Below are 19,263 nucleotides of genomic sequence, written 5' to 3'. Positions count from 1 at the left end.
GGCTGTCCTACTTCTGGTAGGACAGCGCTCCGGTGCCCGCGAGCCGTCCGCCCTCGACGATCAGGTACTCGGGACGGATGGGCTTGCCGGCGAACCAGCTCTCCAGGATCTCCCGGGTGCCGGCGGCGTAACGCGCCTGAGCGGACAACGTGGTACCCGAAACATGCGGCGTCATGGCGTTATTCGGCATGGTCCGCCAGGGGTGGTCGGGCGGCGGGGGCTGCGGGTACCACACGTCACCGGCGTAGCCCGCGAGCTGCCCGGATTTCAGCGCGGCGACGATCGCTTCCGGGACCGTCTCCTCGGCGCGGGCGGTGTTGACGATGTAGGAGCCCCGCCGCATCGTCGAGATCAGCTGCTCGTTGAACATCCTGCGGGTGTCGTCGTACAGCGGTGAATGGACGGACACCACGTCGACGGCCTGCACCAGCGACTCCACGTCGGGGTGAAACGTCACGTTGAGTTGTTTCTCCACGTCCGGCGCCAGCCGGCGGGTGTCGGTGTAATGCAGGTTGACGTCGAACGGCGCCAGCCGGCGCAGTACCGCACGCCCGATCCGGCCGGCGGCGATGACGCCGACGTCCATGCCCTCGAGGTCGTAAGCGCGCTCGACGCAGTCGGCGATGTTCCAGCCGCCTTCGGCGGCCCACCGATGCGACGGCACGAAATTGCGCACCAGCGCGAGGATCTGCATCACCGCGTGCTCGGCGACGCTGATGCTGTTGCTGTACGTCACCTCGGCGACGGTGATCCCGCGTTCTTTCGCGGCGTCCAGATCCACGTGGTCGGAGCCGATGCCCGCGGTCAACGCCAGCTTCAGTTTGGGCGCCTTGGCGATGCGTTCCTTCGTCAGGTAGGCCGGCCAAAACGGTTGCGAGATCACGATGTCGGCGTCGGCCAGCTCACGCTCGAATTCCGAGTCGGGGCCCTCCTTGTCCGACGTCACCACCAACTCGTGCCCGGCGTCTTCGAAGAACTTGCGCAGCCCCAGCTCACCCGAGACGCAGCCGAGCAGCTCACCGGGCGTGAAGTCGATCTTGGACGGAGTCGGCAAGGTGCTGCCGTCGGGATAGGCGTGGATCGTCGGGATGCTGTCGCGCGCGTAGGTCGGCGGGTAGCCATCGACGGGGTCGGGGTAGAGCACCATCACACACTTGGCCATTGAAGTCCTCCTTGAGCGGAATCAATCCCAGTCTCAGAGGGCGCTCACGTCGTGTCAAAGACGCGGTTCCGACCGGCTGATAGGCAACGCCGATCACTCGAGGCTGGGTCAGGGCAACTCGCTGAGCGTCGCACCGATGCGGGCCTCGCGCGCGGTTCGTCGCAATGCGCGCGCCAGCAACGAGCCCGGCTCTGCCCTGTTGGTCACCAGCGCTATCAGCGCCGTGACCGAGGGGCGCCGCAGCCGCAGCACGCTGACCCCGACCGGTACGCCCAGGGTGTGAATCCACGGCTGCGGCACGATACTCGCCCACCGGCCGGTGCGAACGTGCGCGAATAGCGCGGCCACGGAATCGGTTTCCAGCTGCGCGGCGACCTGCAGGCCGTGGGTGGCCAGCGCGTCGTCGATGAGCCGGCGGCCGCGCATGCCCTGAGTGAGCAGACACAGCGGTAGCTGCACCGCTTCGGACCACGCGATGGTTTCCGCTTTATCGCCGAGCAGCTCGGCGGCGGCGATGAGCACCGGCTGCTCGTGGTACAGCGGAGTCACCAGCAGATCGGCCGTGTCCTGCTGGTCGGGGTAGAGGATGCCCGCGTCCAATTCGAAGTTGCGGACCCGGTCGACGATCCCGGCCGAGCGCAGGTTCACCTCGAGCCGAACGCGCACCAAGGGGTGTGCCGCGCAAAACGGATCCGTAAGCAGCGCAACGGTAGTCGAGGCGGCCGGCACCACGCCGAGCCGCAATTCGCCGGTGAGGCCGGCGCGCAACGCGGTGACTTCCTGTTCCATGGCGTCGCGGTCGGCCAGGATGCGCCGCGCCCACGGCACCAGCCGCTCACCTTCTGGAGTCAGGCCCTCGAACTTCTGTCCGCGCCGCACCAGCGGGACGTTGAGTTCGGCTTCGAGCTTGCGGATCGCTTCCGACAGCGCGGGCTGCGACACGTAACAGGCCCTCGCGGCGCGCGCGAAGTGACGCTCCTGAGCGAGCGCGACGAAGTATTCCAGCTGACGGAACAGCATGAGCCATTCGATCATGCCGCCGGCCGTTAGCGGGTACTCGTCTTGGCGACCGAAGGTTCAGCCGTGACACGAAGTATGCGAAGGAGGCGCGGTGCCCAAACAGTTCGAAGTCGGAGATCACGTCAGGTGGAATTCCGAAGCCGGCCGGGTGAGCGGCACCATCGTGAAAAAGCACACCCGCGACACCGAGTACAAAGGCCACAAACGGCACTGCACCGAAGACGACCCGCAATACGAGATCAAAAGCGACAAAACCGACCACGTCGCGATGCACAAGGGCGACGCCCTGGAGAAGATCGACTAGAACGAGCACGGCACAACCATGGGCGAGCACGACGAGATCTGGACCATCGGACACTGGACATGCCCGGTGCCGACCTTCTTGGAGCCCCTGGATGACGCCCGCATCGACCTGCTCGCCGACGTGCGCGCTCAGCCTGGCTCGCGACGCAGCCCCCAGTTCGGCAGCGCAGAGATGGCGCGCTGGCTGGGTGACGCCGGCGTCGGTTACATCCACCTTCCCGAGCTCGGCGGACGCCGCCGTCAGCAAAGCGTCGATCCCGCCATCAACGCCGGCTGGCAAAACGCGAGCTTCAAGAATTACGCCGACTACACCCTCACCGGCGAATACCAGCGCGGCCTCACCCGGCTGATCACCCTGGCCCGGTCACACCGACTGGCGATCATGTGTGGCGAGCCGATGCCCTGGCGATGCCACCGGCAGCTGATCGCGAACAACCTTGTCGCGCAAGGGTGGACGGTATGGCACCTGATGAGCGGGTCGGTCCCGCGTCAGCACCGGCTCGGTCAATGGGGCGCCACCCCCGTCGTCGACGAGCGCGGGCACGTGACGTACCCGGCGGAGCCGACGTTGTCGGAGCTAACCGACGTATCAGATCAGGAGGCGGGGCCGTAGTCGCGACGCGGTGACATCAACTCCGGCGGCAAGATCATCGATCAGCGCGTTGACGTAGTCCACCAATCCGGCGACGTCGATGTCGTGCGGCGCCGGCCGGTCCGCGTGGCCGAGATGGCCTGCCGCGCGACGGAGCAACGTGGTTGCCCCATTCGGGTTGCCCCGCTGGACGTGGGTGATCCCCACCGCGAGCTGCGTCAGGCCTTGCCACAGTGGCTGCTCGTTGGTTGGACCGTTCTTCCATGCGGCCTCTAAAACCTCGTGGGCGTTGAAGGCGAGACCGCGATCCAGCAGATCCTGGGCATACGCGAGGGTCTCGGCCGGCGCCAGCGCCAGGTCATCCGGGACGCGTGGCACACCCGCGCTGCCGGGCGGAAGTGGTCGGCCAAAAGCGTCGCGCGGCCGGGCATTTCGCGGCCGACCCGATTCGTCACGATCGCGCTCCGACATCTGCAACGGTTTCCCGAACTACAGCGTTTCGTCCAGCTCACCGAGGCGGTCGGTCAGCCGCAGGTTCTCGGAGTAGTCGACCGGGCAACTGATCAGCGAGACGCCGTCGTCGTCGAGCGCGGTCCGCAGGGTCGGCAGCAGCTCCTCGGCATGAGAGATCCGGTATCCCTTGGCGCCGAAGCTTTCCGCGTAGGTCACCACGTCCGGGTTGTTGAACTTCACGTAGTAGTGCTCGCCGAGTTCGAGGTCCATCTTCCATTCTATGAGGCCGTAACCGCCGTCCTCCCAAATCAGCACCACCAGCGGGATCCGCTCGCGCACGGCGGTCTCGATTTCTTGCGAGTTCATCAGGAACGCGCCGTCGCCGACGACGGCCAGCACCTTGCACTCCGGCTGGGCCAGCTTGACGCCGAGGGCCCCCGGCAGGGCGAAGCTCATGGTGGACAGGCCATTTGAGATCAGACAGGTGTTCTTTTCATACGTGGGGTAAAGCCGGGCCATCCACATCTTGGTCGCGCCGGTGTCGACCAGGACGACGTCGCTGCGGCCCAGCGCCGCACGGGTGTCGGCCACCACCCGCGCCGGCGCCAGCGGGTAGCGCGAATCCTGTTGTCCCCGTTGGAATTCCTCGGCCAGCAGACCCGAGCCGGGGACGTCGGCGGCGTGAGCGAAGGTGTGACCGGACAGCGCGTCGGTGAGGGCGTTCAAGGAATCGCTGATGTCACCGATGATCCCCACGTCGACCGAGTAGTGCGCGTCGACCTCGGCCGGGAACCGGTGAACGTGGATGATCCTCTTGTCGGCCTGCGGGTTGATCCGCACCGGGTCGAACTCCTGCAGCTCGTAGCCGACGGCGATGACGGCGTCGGCGTTGTCGAACCCGAAGTTGACGTAGTCGTGCCGCATGAAGCCCAGCGTGCCGATGCTGTTGGGGTGATCGTCGGGCATGACGCCCTTGCCGTGGAAGGTGTTGGCGACCTGGATGCCGAATTCCTCGGAGAAGCGCACCAGGGCTTTGGTGGCGTCGGCGCGCGCGGCGCCGTGCCCGGCCAGCAGCACCGGCCGCTTCGCGTTGCGCAGGACGTCGACGGCGCGCGCCACCTGGCGGGGGGCCGGGGCGTCGGCGCGTACGACGTTGCGAGGCAACGGTCGCAGGTCGTAGTCGGCCTCGTCGGCATCGATGTGCTCGGGCACGGCCAGATATACCGCGGCCGGCCGCTCCGCCTCGGAGACTTTGAACGCCTTACGGACCATCTCGGGGATGGCGCGCGCGGTAGGGATGCCGGCCGCCCACCGGGTGATGGGGGCGAACATCGACACCAGGTCGACGTACTGGTGCGACTCCTTGAACTCCCGGTCGTGGCCCACCTGCGCGGAGATGGCGACCAGCGGGGTGCTGTTGGTGGTGGCGTCGGCGACACCGAGTTGCATGTTGATCGCGCCGGGGCCCAATGTGGCCGACACCACCGCGGCCCGGCCGGTGACCCTGCCGTACATCTCCGCCATGAACGAGGCGGCCTGCTCGTGCCGGGTGAGCACATACCGGATGCTCGACGACGCGAGCGCCTGCACGAACCGGATGTTCTCCTCGCCGGGAACCCCGAACACGACGGAAACACCCTCGTTTTCCAGGCACTTGACGATCAGCTCAGCGGCCTTGCTCATCCGACACCTCCCTTAGGGGAACGATAGTGGCAGGCTAGGTGTTGGACTTTTCAGCCACGAACCCGATGAAGGAGGGCCGACGTGCCCATCGCCACCATTAACCCGGCTACCGGCGAAACAGTGAAGACCTTCACCGCGGCCACCGATCAAGAAGTCGATGCCGCGATTGCCCGTGCCTACGACCGCTTCCTCGACTACCGCCACAACACCACGTTTGCCCAGCGCGCCCAGTGGGCAAACGCGACCGCCGACCTGCTGGAGGCCGAGGCCGACGACGTCGCGGCCATGATGACGCTGGAGATGGGCAAGACCCTGAAGTCGGCCAAGGCCGAAGCGCTGAAGTGCGCCAAGGGTTTTCGCTACTACGCCGAAAACGCCGAGCAGCTACTGGCCGACGAGCCGGCCGACGCCGAGGCAGTGGGCGCGAAGAAGGCCTACACCCGCTACCAGCCGCTCGGGGTGGTGCTGGCGGTGATGCCGTGGAACTTCCCGCTGTGGCAGGCCGTGCGGTTCGCCGCACCGGCGCTGATGGCGGGCAACGTCGGGATCCTCAAGCATGCGTCGAACGTGCCGCAGAGCGCGCTGTACCTCGCCGACGTCATCGCCCGCGGCGGCTTCCCCGAGGGATGTTTCCAGACCCTGCTCGTCTCCTCCAGCGCGGTCGAGCGCATCCTGCGCGACCCGCGGGTCGCGGCTGCGACCCTGACCGGAAGCGAACCGGCCGGCCAGTCGGTGGCGGCCATCGCCGGCGACGAGATCAAACCGACCGTGCTCGAGCTAGGCGGCAGCGACCCGTTCATCGTGATGCCGTCGGCCAACCTGGACGAGGCCGCCAAGACCGCGGTGACCGCCCGGGTGCAGAACAACGGCCAATCGTGCATCGCCGCAAAGCGGTTCATCGTGCACACCGACATCTACGACGCGTTCGTCGACAAGTTCACCGAGCAGATGGAGGCGCTAACCGTCGGCGACCCGACCGACCCGGACACCGACGTGGGCCCGCTGGCCACCGAATCGGGCCGCGATGAGATCGCCAAGCAGGTCGACGACGCCGCCGCGGCGGGCGCCAAGGTGCGGCTCGGCGGCAAGCCCATCGATGGGCCGGGGTGGTTCTATCCGCCGACCGTCGTCACCGACATCACCAAGGACATGGCCCTCTACACCGAGGAGGTGTTCGGCCCCGTCGCGTCGATGTACCGGGCCGCGGACATCGACGAGGCCATCGAGATCGCCAACGCCACCACGTTCGGCCTGGGCTCCAACGCCTGGACCAACGACGAGGCCGAGCAGCAGCGGTTCATCGACGACATCGAGGCCGGCCAGGTCTTCATCAACGGGATGACGGTGTCCTATCCCGAGCTGGGGTTCGGCGGCGTCAAGCGGTCCGGGTACGGACGCGAACTCGCGGGGCTTGGCATCCGCGCATTCGTCAACGCCAAAACCGTATGGGTCGGGGAATCCGAAAGCGGCTCCTCGTCGGGCGACGACAAGGTCGAGTGAGGTTCCGCCGCTAGACGGCCGCCAGCGCCCGCTCGTCCTCGTCGGCGAAGGTGTCCTCGAGCTGCAGCGGTGAGTAGTCGAGGTCGATCTCGCCCAGCGGGCGCCCGCGGGCGCTCGAGATGGTGCCGAAGCGTCGCATCCCCTTGTCGGCGGCGTACTGCATGAACTCGTCCACCGACAGCCCGAAGGGCATCGGATCGTAGAGGGCGAAGCCTTCCTCGATCAGACGCAGGCCGAGCGGCATCAGCTCGTTCATCCGGGTTTCGAAGACACCCCAGTTGGCGTCGTCGGCGGCGACGTGGCGCCGGCAGGTGAAGGTGCCCCACGCCATGTGCCGTCGCTCGTCGTCGCCGATGCGCCGCACCAACTCCTGCATGCCGGGCAGGATGCCGCGTTCCACACAGATCTTGTGCCAGCCGAAGTAACCGGTCAGCGCCAGCATGCCTTCGACCATGTGGTTGTAGGTCACCGACGCCCGCACCTGGGCGGCCGGCGACGGATCGACCGTCAGCGCGTGCAGGCAGTCCGGCAGCTCCTCGTAGAAGATCGTGCGGTAGGTCGGCACGCCTTCGAGGAAGTCGTGCAGATCCTCGGTGATGCCGACGGCGTCCAGCCACATGCGGAACACCTGGACGTGCTTGGCCTCCTCGAAGGCGAACTGCGTCAGATACATCTCGTCGCCGAGCCGGCCTTCGGCCCGCATCGCGGCCATGAAGGGCTGGATGTCCTGGGTCACCGATTCCTCGCCGGCGATGAACTCGGCGCACAGCCGCGTCGCGTAGTGGCGTTCGTCGTCGGTCAGGCGTTCCCAATCCTCGCGATCCCGGGAGAAGTCGATGTCGGCCGGATTCCAGAATTTCGCGTTGCCGCCCGCAAAAAGCTTGAGCGGCAAGCTATCCCAGTTCAGACCGCCGTCGACCATCGAGGCTATACGGGTTCTGTTCATGTGACCTCCTCAGATCGTTTAGGGGCTGAGCCGACCGGCGGGGTTTTCGGCGCGGCCGAGAACGCGGCGGCCAGCACGGACACGAGCCGGCGCACCGCCAGTGCGGGCTGCTCCGGGCTGGGCTCGTCGAGCCCCAAAACCGGATCCAGCCCGCGCATGTAGGGCGCCAGCGCCAGGTGCGGAAAGATCAACAGCAGCAACGACAACAGCGCATCGGTGTCGGAATCCGCGCGCAGGTCGCCGCGGATGTGTGCTTCGCGGACGAGCGGACGCATCACTTCCAGGTAGTGGCGGTGGATGACGTTCTGCACGCTGACGCGGGCTTCGGTGTCGACCTCCAGGGTCGCCGCGGCGTGCAGCGCGCGTTCGTGCGGATGGTCCGCGAAGTAGGCCACCCACGCGTCAAGCCAATCGGTGAGAAAGTCGAAGAAGGGCCGGCTCGGGTCGAGTTCGCGAATGCGGTCCTCCATGTAGGCCCGCACCCGCTGGCTGCCGATGTCGGCGATGAACGCATACAGGTCACGCTTGTCCGCGAAATACTGGAACAGGCTGCCCTTGGCGACCCCGGCGCGGCGTGCGATGACGTTCAGGCTGCCCCGGGAGAACCCATGGGCCCCGAACTCCGACTCCGCGGCTTCGATGATCGCGGCGCGACGGGCGGGATCGACGCGCGCCCAGGTGACCGTTGGCAATGACCCTCCTCAACCTAATGACCACTGGTCATCCTACTGTGATGGAGCTCACAGTCAAGGGTGGGCGCGGGGCGTCGCCTCTCGCCTTGACGTCGCCTGACCAGGACCACTGTTGAGCGTGAAACTAACTGCACGCTCGCGGCCCAGCGTTAAACTACCTGCACGCTCGAGGGCGCCAGGCCCGCGGGAGCGCCAGCTCACGGCCGCATCGCGTACGCGCCATTCAGCGGAAGGACGTGATCCTTCCAAATCTGGTCGTAGCGCGCCGGGTCGTGGGCGGGCCGGCGGATCATCCGCAGCGCGAAGCGGGCCTGTTCGTCCGTCGTCGCGGGCTTGTCGGACAACTCCACGGCGTAAGCGTTGAAGTCGCGGACCAGCACGGCGAAGATCTCGTCGATCAACGCCTCGTCGACGCCCGACAGCCCGGCCTCCTCCAGGATGAGCTGGGCGTAGGGGACCGTCGCGAACAACTGGCCGACGGCGAAGGCGAAGTCGATGTCCTTCTGCTGCGCGGCATCCGGGGTCGCGCCGGCCAGCATGTCGGCGAGCACGTCGATCTGCGAGCGCAGCAGCGCGACGTTGGGCAGATGCCCGAAGCTGTCGAACGGCGCGCGCCAGTCATGGAAGCGCACTTTGCCAAGCCCGCCGGTGGGCCCCTGCGCGAACAGGAAGGCGTCGTCGGCCGCGTCGTCCCGGCGGCCGAGCAACGGCAACGCGCTGTTGGGGGCGAACAGGAAGTTGGGCATGAACTTGGCGAGCAGCCCGATGTTGATGTGGACCGTGCCCTCCAGCCTTGGCAGCAGCCCGATTTCACGCGTCATCGCCTCGAAGATGGTGTCCTTCTCCACGCCCTTGGCGGCGATGACATCCCACAGCGCCGTGATCACGCGTTCGCCTTCGCTGGTGATCTTCGCCTTGGTGAGCGGGCTGTACAGCAGGTAGCGGCGGTCCTCGGCCGACGCGCTGCGCATGTAGTCGCACGCTCGGGTGGCGACCAGCCGCATCGCGACCAACCGCGCGTAGGCGTCGGTGAGCAGCCGGCGCACGTGGGTGAAGTCGGTGACGACGGTCCCGTAGAGGATGCGGTTGGACGCGTGGGTGACGGCCTCGTACATCGCGTGGGTGCACATGCCGACCGCGCCCCAGCCGAGGTTGTACTTGCAGACGTTGACGGTGTTGAGGGCGGCGTGGAAGGCCTCGGGACCGCGGTGCAGGATGTCGGCCTCGGTGACCGGGTAGTCGCGCAGCGCGTAGTTGGCCACGAAGTTCTGCGAGTTCACCACGTTCTTGATCAGGTCGTAGCGATCGTGCTGGGAGTCGGCGGCGAAGAACACGTACTCGTCGGTGCCGTCGAACTTGCCGAAGGTCGAGACCATCCGGGCCACGTTGGCGTTGCCGATGTAGTACTTCTCCCCGGTGGCGGTCCAGCCGCCATCCAGCGAAGGCGTCAAATTCATGTCGGTCTGGTAGACGTCCGCGCCGTGCGTCTGTTCCGACAGGCCGAAGGCGAAGACCTCGCCGGCTTCGAGCAACGCGGCCGCCTTGCGCTTGGCATCGGAGTTGGCGCTCATCCAGATCGGGCCCAGGCCCAGCGCGGTGACCTGGAAGGGATACCAGTAGTTCAGCCCGTAGAAGCCGACGATCTCGGCGAACGCACTGATCCGGTAGGTATCCCAGCGGCAGTCGTCGGCCCCGTAGGCGCTCGGGGTCAGCAATGACGCGAAGATGCGCTCCCGGCCGATGTGGTCCAAAAACTCCGAGTACCACACTCGTTCGTGATCGTCGGACTTCAACCGGGCCTTGCCCCGCGACTCGAAGAAGTCGACCGTCGCGGCCATGATCTCCCCCGAGCGACGGTCTGGGTACCGGCGTTGCAGGTTATTCGGATTGAGCAACATGACGTGACTCCCAGCGGGTTCTCGACCAAGACGAGGGTGACGGTACTGCAATAGGGCGGCCCTCGGGGCACCTGAAGCAAAACGGCTCTGTTGGTCACGTGCCGGCCGACCTAGCATCAGTGGCGTGTCAGAACTCAATACCGCTCGCGGGCCCATCGATACCGCCGCATTAGGCGTGACCCTCATGCATGAGCACGTGTTCATCATGACCACCGAGATCGCGGAGAACTATCCGGAAGCGTGGGGTGACGAAGACCAGCGTGTCGCCGATGCCATCGACCGGCTCAATGAGCTGAAGGCCCGTGGCGTGGACACCATCGTCGACCTCACCGTGATCGGCCTGGGCCGCTACATCCCGCGCATCGCCCGCGTGGCAGCCGGGACCGAGCTGAATATCGTTGTGGCAACGGGGCTTTACACGTACAACGACGTGCCTTTCCGGTTCCACTACGAGGGTCCAGGGGGTTTGCTGGGCGGCCCGGAGATCATGACCGAGATGTTCGTGCGCGACATCGAACAGGGCATCGCCGACACCGGCATCAAGGCCGGAATCCTCAAGTGCGCCACCGACGAGCCCGGCATCACCCCCGGCGTCGAGCGGGTGCTGCGCGCCGTCGCCCAGGCGCACAAACGCACCGGGGTGCCGATCTCCACGCACACCCACGCCGGCCTGCGGCGCGGCCTCGAGCAGCAGCGCATCTTCGAAGAAGAGGGCGTCGACCTGACCCGGGTGGTCATCGGGCATTCCGGCGACAGCACCGACATCGGCTATCTCGAAGAGCTCATCGCGGCCGGATCGTATCTGGGCATGGACCGGTTCGGCCTCGACGTGATCTCACCATTCGAGGAGCGGGTCCGGATCGTGGCGGAGATGTGCGAGCGCGGGCATGCCGACAGGATGGTGCTCTCGCACGACGCCAACTGCTACTTCGACGCGCTCCCCGAGGAGCTGGTGCCGCAGATGGCCCCGAACTGGCACTACCTGCACATTCACAACGACGTCATCCCGGCGCTCAAGGAACGCGGCGTCACCGACGAGCAGTTGCACACCATGTTGGTGGAGAACCCGCGCCGCATCTTCGAGCGACAGGGCGCGTATGAGTGAGCCGATCCCGCCGATCGGTACGCAGATTTCGGCGCTGGCCGAACTCGCGCCCGACGAGCCGGCGGTCACCTGCGACGGGGTGACCCTGACCCGCGCCCAACTCGACCGCTCGACGAATTGGTTGGCCCGCGCCTACGCCGAGCGCGGTGTCGGTGTCGGCGATTACGTGACGATGGTGCTGCCCAACTCAATCGAGTGGATCCAGGCCGCGGTGGCGTGCTGGAAGCTGGGCGCGGTGCCGCAGCCGCTATCGGCGCGGTTGCCCGACGCGGAGCTGGCGGGCTTGCTCGAGTTGCGACCGCCGGCCTTGCTGGTCGGGCGCGAGCATCGCCAGATACCCAGCGTGCCAATGGATTTCACGCCCGATCCGGCGCTGTCCGACGCCCCGCTGCCGGAGGCGGTTTCGCCGGTGTGGAAAGCGATGGGATCCGGCGGCAGCACCGGGCGGCCCAAGCTGATCGAGTCCGGCGGCGACAGCCGGATACCGTCGGCGATCGGCTATCCGCTGGGCGCCCAGGAGGGCGACACCACGCTGGTGCCGGTGCCGCTGTCGCACAACACCGGCTTCACCACCGCGACGATCGCGTTGCTGATGCGCCATCACCTGGTGCTGATGAGCCGGTTCGAACCGGAGCGGTTTCTGCGGCTGATCGCCGACCATCGCGTGACGTTCCTGACGACGGTGCCCACGATCATGCAGCGGACGCTACCGGTCTACCAGGCCGACCCGGATGCCTACGACCTGTCCTCGATCCGGCGGTTCTGGCACCTTGGCGCGCCCTGCCCGCCGGCCATCAAGCAGGCGTGGATCGACCTGCTGGGCGCGGAGAAAGTATGGGAGCTGTACGGCGGCACCGAATTACAGGCGCTGACGTTCATCTCCGGGGACCAGTGGCTGGCGCACCGCGGTTCGGTCGGCGTTGTGGTCGCCGGCGAGATGAAGGTGCTCGACGACGACGGCAACCCCTGCCCGCCCGGCGTGGTCGGCGAGATCTACATGCGGCCCGGCCCGGGCAGCGCGCCCACCTACCGCTACGTCGGCGCCACGGCGAAGACCCGCGACGGCTGGGACTCGCTGGGCGATCTCGGCTATTTCGACGCCGACGGCTTCCTGTTTCTCTCGGACCGCCGCGTCGACATGTTCACCGTCGGCGGCCGCAACGTCTACCCCGCCGAAATCGAGAACGCGCTGTCGGCGCACCCGGATGTGTTGTCCTGCCTGGTCGTCGGTGTCCCGCACGAGGATCTCGGCCAGGTGCCATACGCGCTTGTGCATCCGATCGACGGTTCGGAGCTGGATTCCGTTGGGGTGCAAGAGTTTCTGCGTGAACAAGTCGCGGGGCACAAGGTGCCGCACACCGTCGAGTTCGTCGACACCCCGCTGCGCGACGACGCCGGCAAGGCCCGCCGCTCGGCGGTGCGCGCCGAGATCCTGGAGCGCCTGGCGGCCGCGGAGGCGAGCTAGGGCGCGATCGCGTCCGCCTCGGCGTCGACGGCTTGGGCCTTTTCGTCCGGCCTGTCGCGTTTCTCCCAGCGGCGCAACGCTTCTCGGCACGGCGACTCGACCAGCGCGTAGCTCACCGCGGCGATCGCGAATCCGAAGATCAGCGTCAGCACCAGCACCGTGGGCATGCGGCCGGTGAACGGGAACGTCCCGAGCACCGGGAACACCATGGCCAGCGCCGCCAGGTGCCACACGAACAGCCCGTAGGACCACCGCCCCAGGGTCACCATGGCGGTGGTCCCCAGGACGCGATGCGGCGTGTCCACCCGATCGAGCACCAGCGGGGCGACGAGCGCGAAGGCCACCACAGAGCCCATCGCGGTCTTCACCGCGAACTGGCCGGGGGTGCCAGGCACCAGACCCTCGGGACCGGCCAGAGGTGACGCCGCGATCAGGTACGCGATGACCGCGACGGCGGCCATCACCAGGCGCCGGCGCGCGATGCGATGCGGCACCCCGACCCCACTGTTCACCCACTCGGCCAGCAGCATGCCGGCGGCGAACCAGGAGAAGAACGCCGGCGGCCAGTTGAGCGGATTCGTGCCGGACCCGGTATGAATGGGCGCCCAGCCCCACGCCCAGCTGAGGGCCCCCAGCGCGGCGATCGCCGGCACCCGGGCCCGCACCGGCAGCCTGCGGGCCAGCAGGGCCAGAATCGGCAACGCCAGGTAGAAGCTGACCTCCACCGACAGGCTCCACATCTGGGTCAGGCCGCCAGTCAGCGTCAGCGGCACGTAAATCTGGGTGAGCGTGAGGTTGGCCAACCACACCGTCAGGCTGGCGTGATCGGCGTCGGGCAACAGGGTCAGGATCACGACGACGGCGACCACATAGGCGGGCATGATGCGGACCACCCTGGACCGCAGATAGTGGCCAGTGGCCGGGCGGGGACCCAGATCCCTTGCCGCCGCGGCATGTCCGCGCCACAGCAGAAAACCAGACAACGCGAAGAACACCGCCACGGCGAGATCGAAGCGGCCGAACAGCCTGCCGGTGGCGCCGCTGGAGTGCCCGGTCTGGAACGCGACGTGCGTGACGACGACGCCCATGGCCGCGCAGGCGCGCATGCCTTCCACGGCCGGCAGGAAGCTGCGCACCCCGCCCACCCGCTGGTCATCGCTCACCACCACAGTGTGCCTGTGGTGCCATGCACGCCGAATGGGTACACCGGGGGGACCTCAACAGGTTGGTAAGCCGCCGCCTTACTTTCTGCTGTTAGGGTCAAACGAGTTTGCCCCGGGCTGCTGCTCGGGTCGGGTCGCGGCTGATGAAGCAAGGAATCGAGGAGGGCACAGCGACGTGAACCGAGCAGTCATGTTGCGGTTCGCCGCATGCGGGATCATCGGCCTCGGAGCTGCCCTGCTGATCGCCGCGCTGCTGTTGACGACGTACACCACCAGCCGGATCACCAAGGTTCCCCTGGACATCGATGCCACGCTGGTCGGGGACGGCACCGGGACGGCACTGGACTCCTCGTCGCTGTCGACCGACCACGTCGTCGTCAACCAGAACGTGCCGCTCGTCTCCCAGCGGCAGATCAGCGTCGAGTCCCCCGCCAACGCCGACGTGGTCACGCTGCAGGTCGGCAGCTCGTTGCGGCGAACCGACAAACAGAAGGACAGCGGGCTGCTGCTGGCGATCGTCGACACCGTCACGCTCAATCGCAAGACCGCGTTGGCCGTTTCGGACGACACCCATGCCGGCGGCTCGGTCCAGAAGCCGCGCGCCGTCAACGACGAGAACCCGCCCACTGCGATGCCGCTGCGACACGACGGGCTGTCCTACCGGTTCCCGTTCAACACCGAGAAGAAGACCTACCCCTACTTCGATCCGATCGCGCAGAAGGCGTTCGACGTCAACTATGAAGCCCAGGAAGACGTCAACGGGCTTTCCACGTACAAGTTCACCCAGAACGTCGGTTACAACTCCGACGGCAAGCTGGTGGCTCCGGTCGCGTACCCGTCGCTGCTGGCCGGCAACGAGGACGCCAAACAGACCACCTCGGCGTCGATGTGGGGCGTCCAGGGCGGCGATCCGAACGAGCAGATCACCATGACCCGCTACTACGCGGCGCAGCGCACATTCTGGGTGGACCCGGTGTCGGGCACCATCGTCAAGCAGACCGAGCACGCCGACCACTATTTCGCCCGCGACCCGCTCAAGCCGGAGCTCACCCTCGCCGACTACAAGGTCACCTCGAACGAAGACACCGTCGAATCCCAGGTCAACGCGGCCCGCGACGAGCGCGACCGGCTGGCGCTGTGGTCGCGGGTGCTGCCGATCACGTTCACCGCGGTCGGTTTGATCGCACTGATCGGCGGCGGGCTGCTCGCCTCGTTCAGCCTGCGCAGCGAGAGCGCGCTGACCGATCCCGGTCTCGACCGGGGCGACCAGGACTTCTTCGGCCGCAGCGGCCTCGAGGAACGGGTGCCGGGCGCCGAAGCCGAGACCGAGAAGCTGCCCACCCAGCGTCCCGAGGCGCGTGAAGAGTCCGGTCCGCCCGGCTCCGAACCACCTGTCTTACCCGGGAAGGCCGGGCCGGACGCGCCCACCGAGGCGGGACCGGCCGAGCCGCATCCGCCCGGCCCGCACGACCGGGAATAGCCCGGCTCGGATGCGTTGACCGTGCGCTGGACCCGGCCCGGGTACGCACTGGTCTTGGCGCTGCTGGTGGTTGGGCCGGTCCTGGCGCCCGGTTACCTGCTGTTGCGCGACGCGGTGTCGACGCCGCGGTCGTATCTCTCCGACACCGCGCTGGGGCTGACGGCGGCGCCGCGCGCCACACCCCAGGACTTCGCGGTGGCGCTGGCCTCCCATCTGGTCGACGGCGGCATCGTCGTCAAGGCCCTGCTGATTCTCGGGCTGTGGCTGGCGGGGTGGGGGGCGGCCCGGCTGATCGCGGTTGCGCTGCCGTGCGCGGGCGCTTCCGGCCAGTTCGTCGGCACCACCGTGGCGATCTGGAATCCCTATGTCGCCGAACGGCTTCTGCAGGGGCACTGGAGCCTGTTGGTCGGTTACGGCTGTCTGCCCTGGGTGGCGTCGGCAGTCCTGGCGCTGCGGACGACGGCGGCGAACCGGTCTGTGTTCTGCGGGCTGGCCTTCTGGGTCGCGCTGGCCGGGCTGACCCCGACCGGGCTACTGCTGGCCGCGACGGTGGCGCTGGTTTGCGCGGCGGCGCCCGGTACCGGCCGGTCGCGCCGGTGGTGCGCCGCGGCGGCGTCGGGTGCCGCGCTGGTGGCGGCGCTGCCTTGGCTGACGGCGTCGGTGGCGGGATCGTCGCTGACCGCCCACACGGCGGCGAACCGGCTCGGGGTCGAGGCGTTCGCGCCGCGCGCCGAGCCCGGGCTGGGCACCCTGGCCAGCCTGGCCAGTCTCGGCGGCATCTGGAACGGCGACGCAGTACCAGGTTCGCGCACAACGCTTTTCGCGGTGTTCTCGGCCGTGGTGCTGCTGGGGGTGGTGGCGGCGGGCCTACCGACGATCATCCGGCGCCCGGCGGTGGTGCCGCTGCTGGTGCTGGCGGCGGTGTCCGTGCTCGTGCCGGCGGCGCTGGCGACTGGCCCGGGCGTGGCGCTGCTGAGCGCGGTGGTCGACGCCGTGCCCGGTTTCGGGGTGCTGCGTGACGGCCAGAAGTGGGTAGCGCTGGCGGTGCCCGGCTACGCCCTGGCGGGTGCCGGTGCGGTGGTGACGCTGCGCCGGTGGCTACGGCTTTCCTCGAGCGCCGCCCCGGCGCTGGTCTGCTGCCTGACGCTGTTATTGGCCCTGCCCGACCTGGCCTGGGGTGTGTTCGGCAAGGTGGCGCCGGTGTGCTATCCGCGCGGCTGGACCGCCGTCGCCGCGGTGATCGATGCCCAGCCGGGGGCGGTCGCGGTGCTGCCCGCCGGCACCATGCGGCTGTTCTCCTGGTCGGGCCCGGCGCCGGTGTTGGACCCGCTGCCCCGCTGGGTGCGTGCCGACGTGCTCAGCACCGGTGATTTGGTGATCTCGGGGACCACCATTGCCGGGGAGGGAGCGCACGCCCGGGCGGTGCAGGAGCTCCTGCTGTCCGGATCCGATCCGGCGGCGCTGGCCGCTGCGGGCGTGGCCTGGCTGGTGGTGGAATCCGACAGCGCGGGCGACATGGGGGCGGCCGCGCGCACGCTGAACGCGGTGGCCCCCGCCTATCGCGACCACGAGATTGCGCTCTACCGGATCGGCGGTCAGACCGCCGGGGTGGCGGCCGGGCGGCGGACGGCGACGATGGTCGCACATCTCGCGTGGCTGACGATGCTGATCGGCGGTGGCGCCGGCGCGATGATCGGCGCGTGGCGTCGCCGCACCCGCTCAGTCCCGCCCGGTGACTAGCCCGCCGACCATGCGGCCGGCCCGTACGGCTTCCAGTACGCCGCACATCGCGTCCGCGCTCTGCGTCCAGGAGAATTCACCGCTGCGGGTGTGCGCCTTGGCGCCCAGTTGGTCGCGCAGCACCGGATCGGCGATCAGTTCTTCGAGCCGGTCCACCAGCTCGGCGTGGCTGTCCACCAGGATCCCGGTCACCTCGTCGACGATCGAGTCCGACAGGCCGCCCGAGGACCGGTAGCCGATGGTCGGCACCCGGTGCTGGGCCGCCTCCACGACGGCCAGACCCCAGCCCTCCTTGCGGGAGGGCAACAGGTGCACCCACGCCCGTTGCAGGACATGGTGTTTGGTCACGTCGTCGACATGCCCGTGGAACGTCACCGCCGAACCGATGCCGAGCCGCCGCACGTGCTCGACGAGCCGGTCGCGCCACCAGCCGTCGCCGACGATGTCCAGGTGCAGCCCCGGGATCCGCGGCAGCAGCCGCGCGACGGCCTCCAGGGCGTCCTCGATCTGCTTGTGCGGCACCAGCCGCGACAGCACCACCACCCGCGGCGCGGCCGACCGCGGGCCCGTCAGCGACTGCGCGGGCGCGCGGTCAAGACCGTTGCGCACCACCGCGATCTGCGCGCCGTTGACGCCCAGGCTCACCAGGTCGCGCGCGGACGGCAGCGACACCGTGACGTACTGGTTGTGCCGGTTCACCCGCGGCGACAGCGTCGACTCGACGAACCAGCCGAGCCGGCCGAGCACGGGCCCGGCCACCGGCCACTGTTCGCGATGGCAGTGGTGCACCAACACCACCGTGCGGCGGCCATAGATCAGCCGGGCCAGGAAAGGCAGGCCGTTCTGGGTGTCGACGACCACGTCGGGCCGCACCGCGCGCAGCGGCCCGAGCCCCAGCCGCGCCGAGGCCATCGCCAGCAGGGCCCAGACGTACACCGAGTAGCGGCCGCCGGCCCGGTTGATTCGCACGCCGTCGACGACCTCCCGGCGCGGCGCCCCGGGGTAGCGGGCGGTGCGCAGCGTGACGGCGATTCCCGATGCGGCCAGCTGCGCGCCGATGCGCTGCAAATACGCTTCGCTGCCGCCGCCCTGGGGGTGCCCGGTATCGCGCCAGCACAGCAGCAGCACGGAGCGCAAGGAAGACATCGGTCGTCAGCCTAACCGGCGAGGATGTGCATCGGGCAGCGCCACACATCCGTAGGGTGTGGCCGGTGGCGGCCACCGACATCTTCGCGCGCCGGGCGACGCTGGCCCGCTCCATGCGGCTGCTGTCGGAGTTTCGCTACGAGCAGCCGGATCCGGCCCGCTTCTACGGCGCCCTGGCGGCCGACACGGCGGCCATGGTGAGCGACCTGTGGCGGGCCGCCCACGGCGAGCCGCTTTGCGGCCGCACGCTGCTCGACGTCGGCGGCGGCCCGGGTTACTTCGCGGCGGCCTTCACCGATGCCGGCCTGCGCTATGTCGGGGTCGAACCCGACCCCAGCGAGATGCATGCGGCCGGGCCCGCCGTCGCCGCCCGGACGGGGACCTTCGTGCGGGCCTCGGGAATGGCGCTGCCCTTCGCCGAGGACTCCGTGGACATCTGCTTGTCCTCCAACGTCGCCGAGCACGTGCCGCGGCCCTGGCAGCTCGGCGCCGAGATGCTGCGGGTGACCAGGCCGGGCGGGCTGGCCGTGCTGTCCTACACCGTCTGGCTGGGGCCGTTCGGCGGTCACGAGACGGGCCTGGCCCATTACCTCGGCGGCGCCCGCGCCGCCGCGCGCTACGCCCGCAAACACGGCCACCGACCCAAAAACGACTACGGGTCGTCGTTGTTTGGGGTGTCGGTGGCGGAGGGGCTGAGCTGGGCCGAGAACACCGGGGCCCTGGTAGCCGCATTTCCCCGCTACCACCCACGATGGGCATGGTGGCTGACGGGTGTGCCGGTGCTGCGCGAGTTCCTGGTGAGCAATCTGGTGCTGGTCCTGCAACCCCAATAGTGAAACGTGTTCTCGTTTTGCTCTGGCTTGGGTAGGGTGGCGCGCATGCCCGCGGCGACGATGCAGCGCGGAGCAATGAGGA

At 68.3% G+C, this 19,263-nt stretch carries 17 protein-coding genes; 8 read left to right on the top strand and 9 right to left on the bottom strand.

Annotated features, from left to right (window positions below):
• Nucleotides 1-7 precede the first annotated feature (7 nt).
• A complete protein-coding gene (locus AC5Y30_RS08975; protein ID WP_499917767.1) occupies nucleotides 8-1,162 on the bottom strand; it encodes an NAD-dependent formate dehydrogenase in 1,155 nt (384 codons plus the stop codon).
• A gap of 108 nt (nucleotides 1,163-1,270) precedes the next feature.
• A complete protein-coding gene (locus AC5Y30_RS08970; protein WP_499918229.1) occupies nucleotides 1,271-2,182 on the bottom strand; it encodes a LysR family transcriptional regulator in 912 nt (303 codons plus the stop codon).
• A gap of 91 nt (nucleotides 2,183-2,273) precedes the next feature.
• Between AC5Y30_RS08970 and AC5Y30_RS08965 the strand changes: the two genes are divergently transcribed.
• Together AC5Y30_RS08965 and AC5Y30_RS08960 are read left to right on the top strand one after the other, a co-directional pair.
• Nucleotides 2,274-2,486, top strand: coding sequence for a hypervirulence associated TUDOR domain-containing protein (locus AC5Y30_RS08965; RefSeq protein WP_499917766.1), 213 nt, complete (start codon nucleotides 2,274-2,276; stop codon nucleotides 2,484-2,486).
• Between the two features lie 18 nt (nucleotides 2,487-2,504).
• On the top strand, nucleotides 2,505-3,098 hold the full coding sequence (locus AC5Y30_RS08960) for a DUF488 domain-containing protein (protein ID WP_499917765.1): 594 nt from the start codon (nucleotides 2,505-2,507) through the stop codon (nucleotides 3,096-3,098).
• On the opposite strand, the gene AC5Y30_RS08955 is transcribed toward AC5Y30_RS08960, so the two are convergent.
• Together AC5Y30_RS08955 and AC5Y30_RS08950 are read right to left on the bottom strand one after the other, a co-directional pair.
• Nucleotides 3,075-3,548 (bottom strand): DUF309 domain-containing protein, encoded by a 474-nt coding sequence (locus AC5Y30_RS08955; protein ID WP_499917764.1) that lies wholly within the window; start codon nucleotides 3,546-3,548, stop codon nucleotides 3,075-3,077. The two genes, AC5Y30_RS08960 and AC5Y30_RS08955, sit on opposite strands and share 24 nt — an antisense overlap.
• Nucleotides 3,549-3,566: 18 nt before the next feature.
• Nucleotides 3,567-5,213, bottom strand: a complete 1,647-nt coding sequence (locus AC5Y30_RS08950) for an acetolactate synthase large subunit (RefSeq protein ID WP_499917763.1) — start codon at nucleotides 5,211-5,213, stop codon at nucleotides 3,567-3,569.
• 81 nt (nucleotides 5,214-5,294) lie between these two features.
• Between AC5Y30_RS08950 and AC5Y30_RS08945 the strand changes: the two genes are divergently transcribed.
• A complete protein-coding gene (locus AC5Y30_RS08945; protein ID WP_499917762.1) occupies nucleotides 5,295-6,713 on the top strand; it encodes an NADP-dependent succinic semialdehyde dehydrogenase in 1,419 nt (472 codons plus the stop codon).
• Nucleotides 6,714-6,723: 10 nt separating this feature from the next.
• On the opposite strand, the gene AC5Y30_RS08940 is transcribed toward AC5Y30_RS08945, so the two are convergent.
• From AC5Y30_RS08940 to AC5Y30_RS08930, 3 genes are all read right to left on the bottom strand, one after another.
• On the bottom strand, nucleotides 6,724-7,659 hold the full coding sequence (locus tag AC5Y30_RS08940; protein WP_499917761.1) for a R2-like ligand-binding oxidase: 936 nt from the start codon (nucleotides 7,657-7,659) through the stop codon (nucleotides 6,724-6,726).
• The gene (locus AC5Y30_RS08935; RefSeq protein ID WP_499917760.1) at nucleotides 7,656-8,351 is read right to left on the bottom strand and encodes a TetR/AcrR family transcriptional regulator; all 696 of its coding nucleotides are present in this window, start codon (nucleotides 8,349-8,351) and stop codon (nucleotides 7,656-7,658) included. The genes AC5Y30_RS08940 and AC5Y30_RS08935 overlap by 4 nt, the downstream gene beginning before the upstream one ends.
• Before the next feature lie 197 nt (nucleotides 8,352-8,548).
• Complete coding sequence (locus AC5Y30_RS08930) at nucleotides 8,549-10,249, bottom strand: acyl-CoA dehydrogenase family protein (protein ID WP_499917759.1); 1,701 nt, start codon at nucleotides 10,247-10,249, stop codon at nucleotides 8,549-8,551.
• 124 nt (nucleotides 10,250-10,373) lie between these two features.
• On the opposite strand from AC5Y30_RS08930, the gene AC5Y30_RS08925 reads away from it, so the two are divergent.
• Together AC5Y30_RS08925 and AC5Y30_RS08920 are read left to right on the top strand one after the other, a co-directional pair.
• Nucleotides 10,374-11,354 carry a phosphotriesterase family protein gene (locus AC5Y30_RS08925; RefSeq protein WP_499917758.1) on the top strand — a complete coding sequence of 327 codons (981 nt, stop codon included), beginning with the start codon at nucleotides 10,374-10,376 and terminating at the stop codon, nucleotides 11,352-11,354.
• Nucleotides 11,347-12,819 carry an AMP-binding protein gene (locus AC5Y30_RS08920; protein WP_499917757.1) on the top strand — a complete coding sequence of 491 codons (1,473 nt, stop codon included), beginning with the start codon at nucleotides 11,347-11,349 and terminating at the stop codon, nucleotides 12,817-12,819. Before AC5Y30_RS08925 ends, AC5Y30_RS08920 begins: the two co-directional genes overlap by 8 nt.
• Here AC5Y30_RS08920 and AC5Y30_RS08915 read toward each other — a convergent pair.
• Complete coding sequence (locus tag AC5Y30_RS08915; RefSeq protein ID WP_499917756.1) at nucleotides 12,816-13,988, bottom strand: acyltransferase family protein; 1,173 nt, start codon at nucleotides 13,986-13,988, stop codon at nucleotides 12,816-12,818. The two genes, AC5Y30_RS08920 and AC5Y30_RS08915, sit on opposite strands and share 4 nt — an antisense overlap.
• A gap of 169 nt (nucleotides 13,989-14,157) precedes the next feature.
• On the opposite strand from AC5Y30_RS08915, the gene pgfA reads away from it, so the two are divergent.
• Nucleotides 14,158-15,462 (top strand): cell envelope lipid trafficking protein PgfA, encoded by a 1,305-nt coding sequence (gene pgfA / locus AC5Y30_RS08910; RefSeq protein WP_499917755.1) that lies wholly within the window; start codon nucleotides 14,158-14,160, stop codon nucleotides 15,460-15,462.
• A gap of 21 nt (nucleotides 15,463-15,483) precedes the next feature.
• Nucleotides 15,484-17,202, top strand: a complete 1,719-nt coding sequence (locus AC5Y30_RS08905; protein ID WP_499918228.1) for an MmpA family trehalose lipid delivery protein — start codon at nucleotides 15,484-15,486, stop codon at nucleotides 17,200-17,202.
• Here the strand turns inward: AC5Y30_RS08905 and AC5Y30_RS08900 are convergent.
• A complete protein-coding gene (locus AC5Y30_RS08900) occupies nucleotides 17,182-18,348 on the bottom strand; it encodes a glycosyltransferase family 4 protein (RefSeq protein ID WP_499917754.1) in 1,167 nt (388 codons plus the stop codon). The genes AC5Y30_RS08905 and AC5Y30_RS08900 overlap by 21 nt on opposite strands.
• A gap of 65 nt (nucleotides 18,349-18,413) precedes the next feature.
• On the opposite strand from AC5Y30_RS08900, the gene AC5Y30_RS08895 reads away from it, so the two are divergent.
• Nucleotides 18,414-19,181 carry a class I SAM-dependent methyltransferase gene (locus AC5Y30_RS08895; RefSeq protein ID WP_499917753.1) on the top strand — a complete coding sequence of 256 codons (768 nt, stop codon included), beginning with the start codon at nucleotides 18,414-18,416 and terminating at the stop codon, nucleotides 19,179-19,181.
• Nucleotides 19,182-19,263: the final 82 nt, after the last annotated feature.

It is taken from the genome of Mycobacterium sp. NGS27, assembly GCF_059813005.1.
This window is presented reverse-complemented; position numbering and strand designations above follow the sequence as displayed.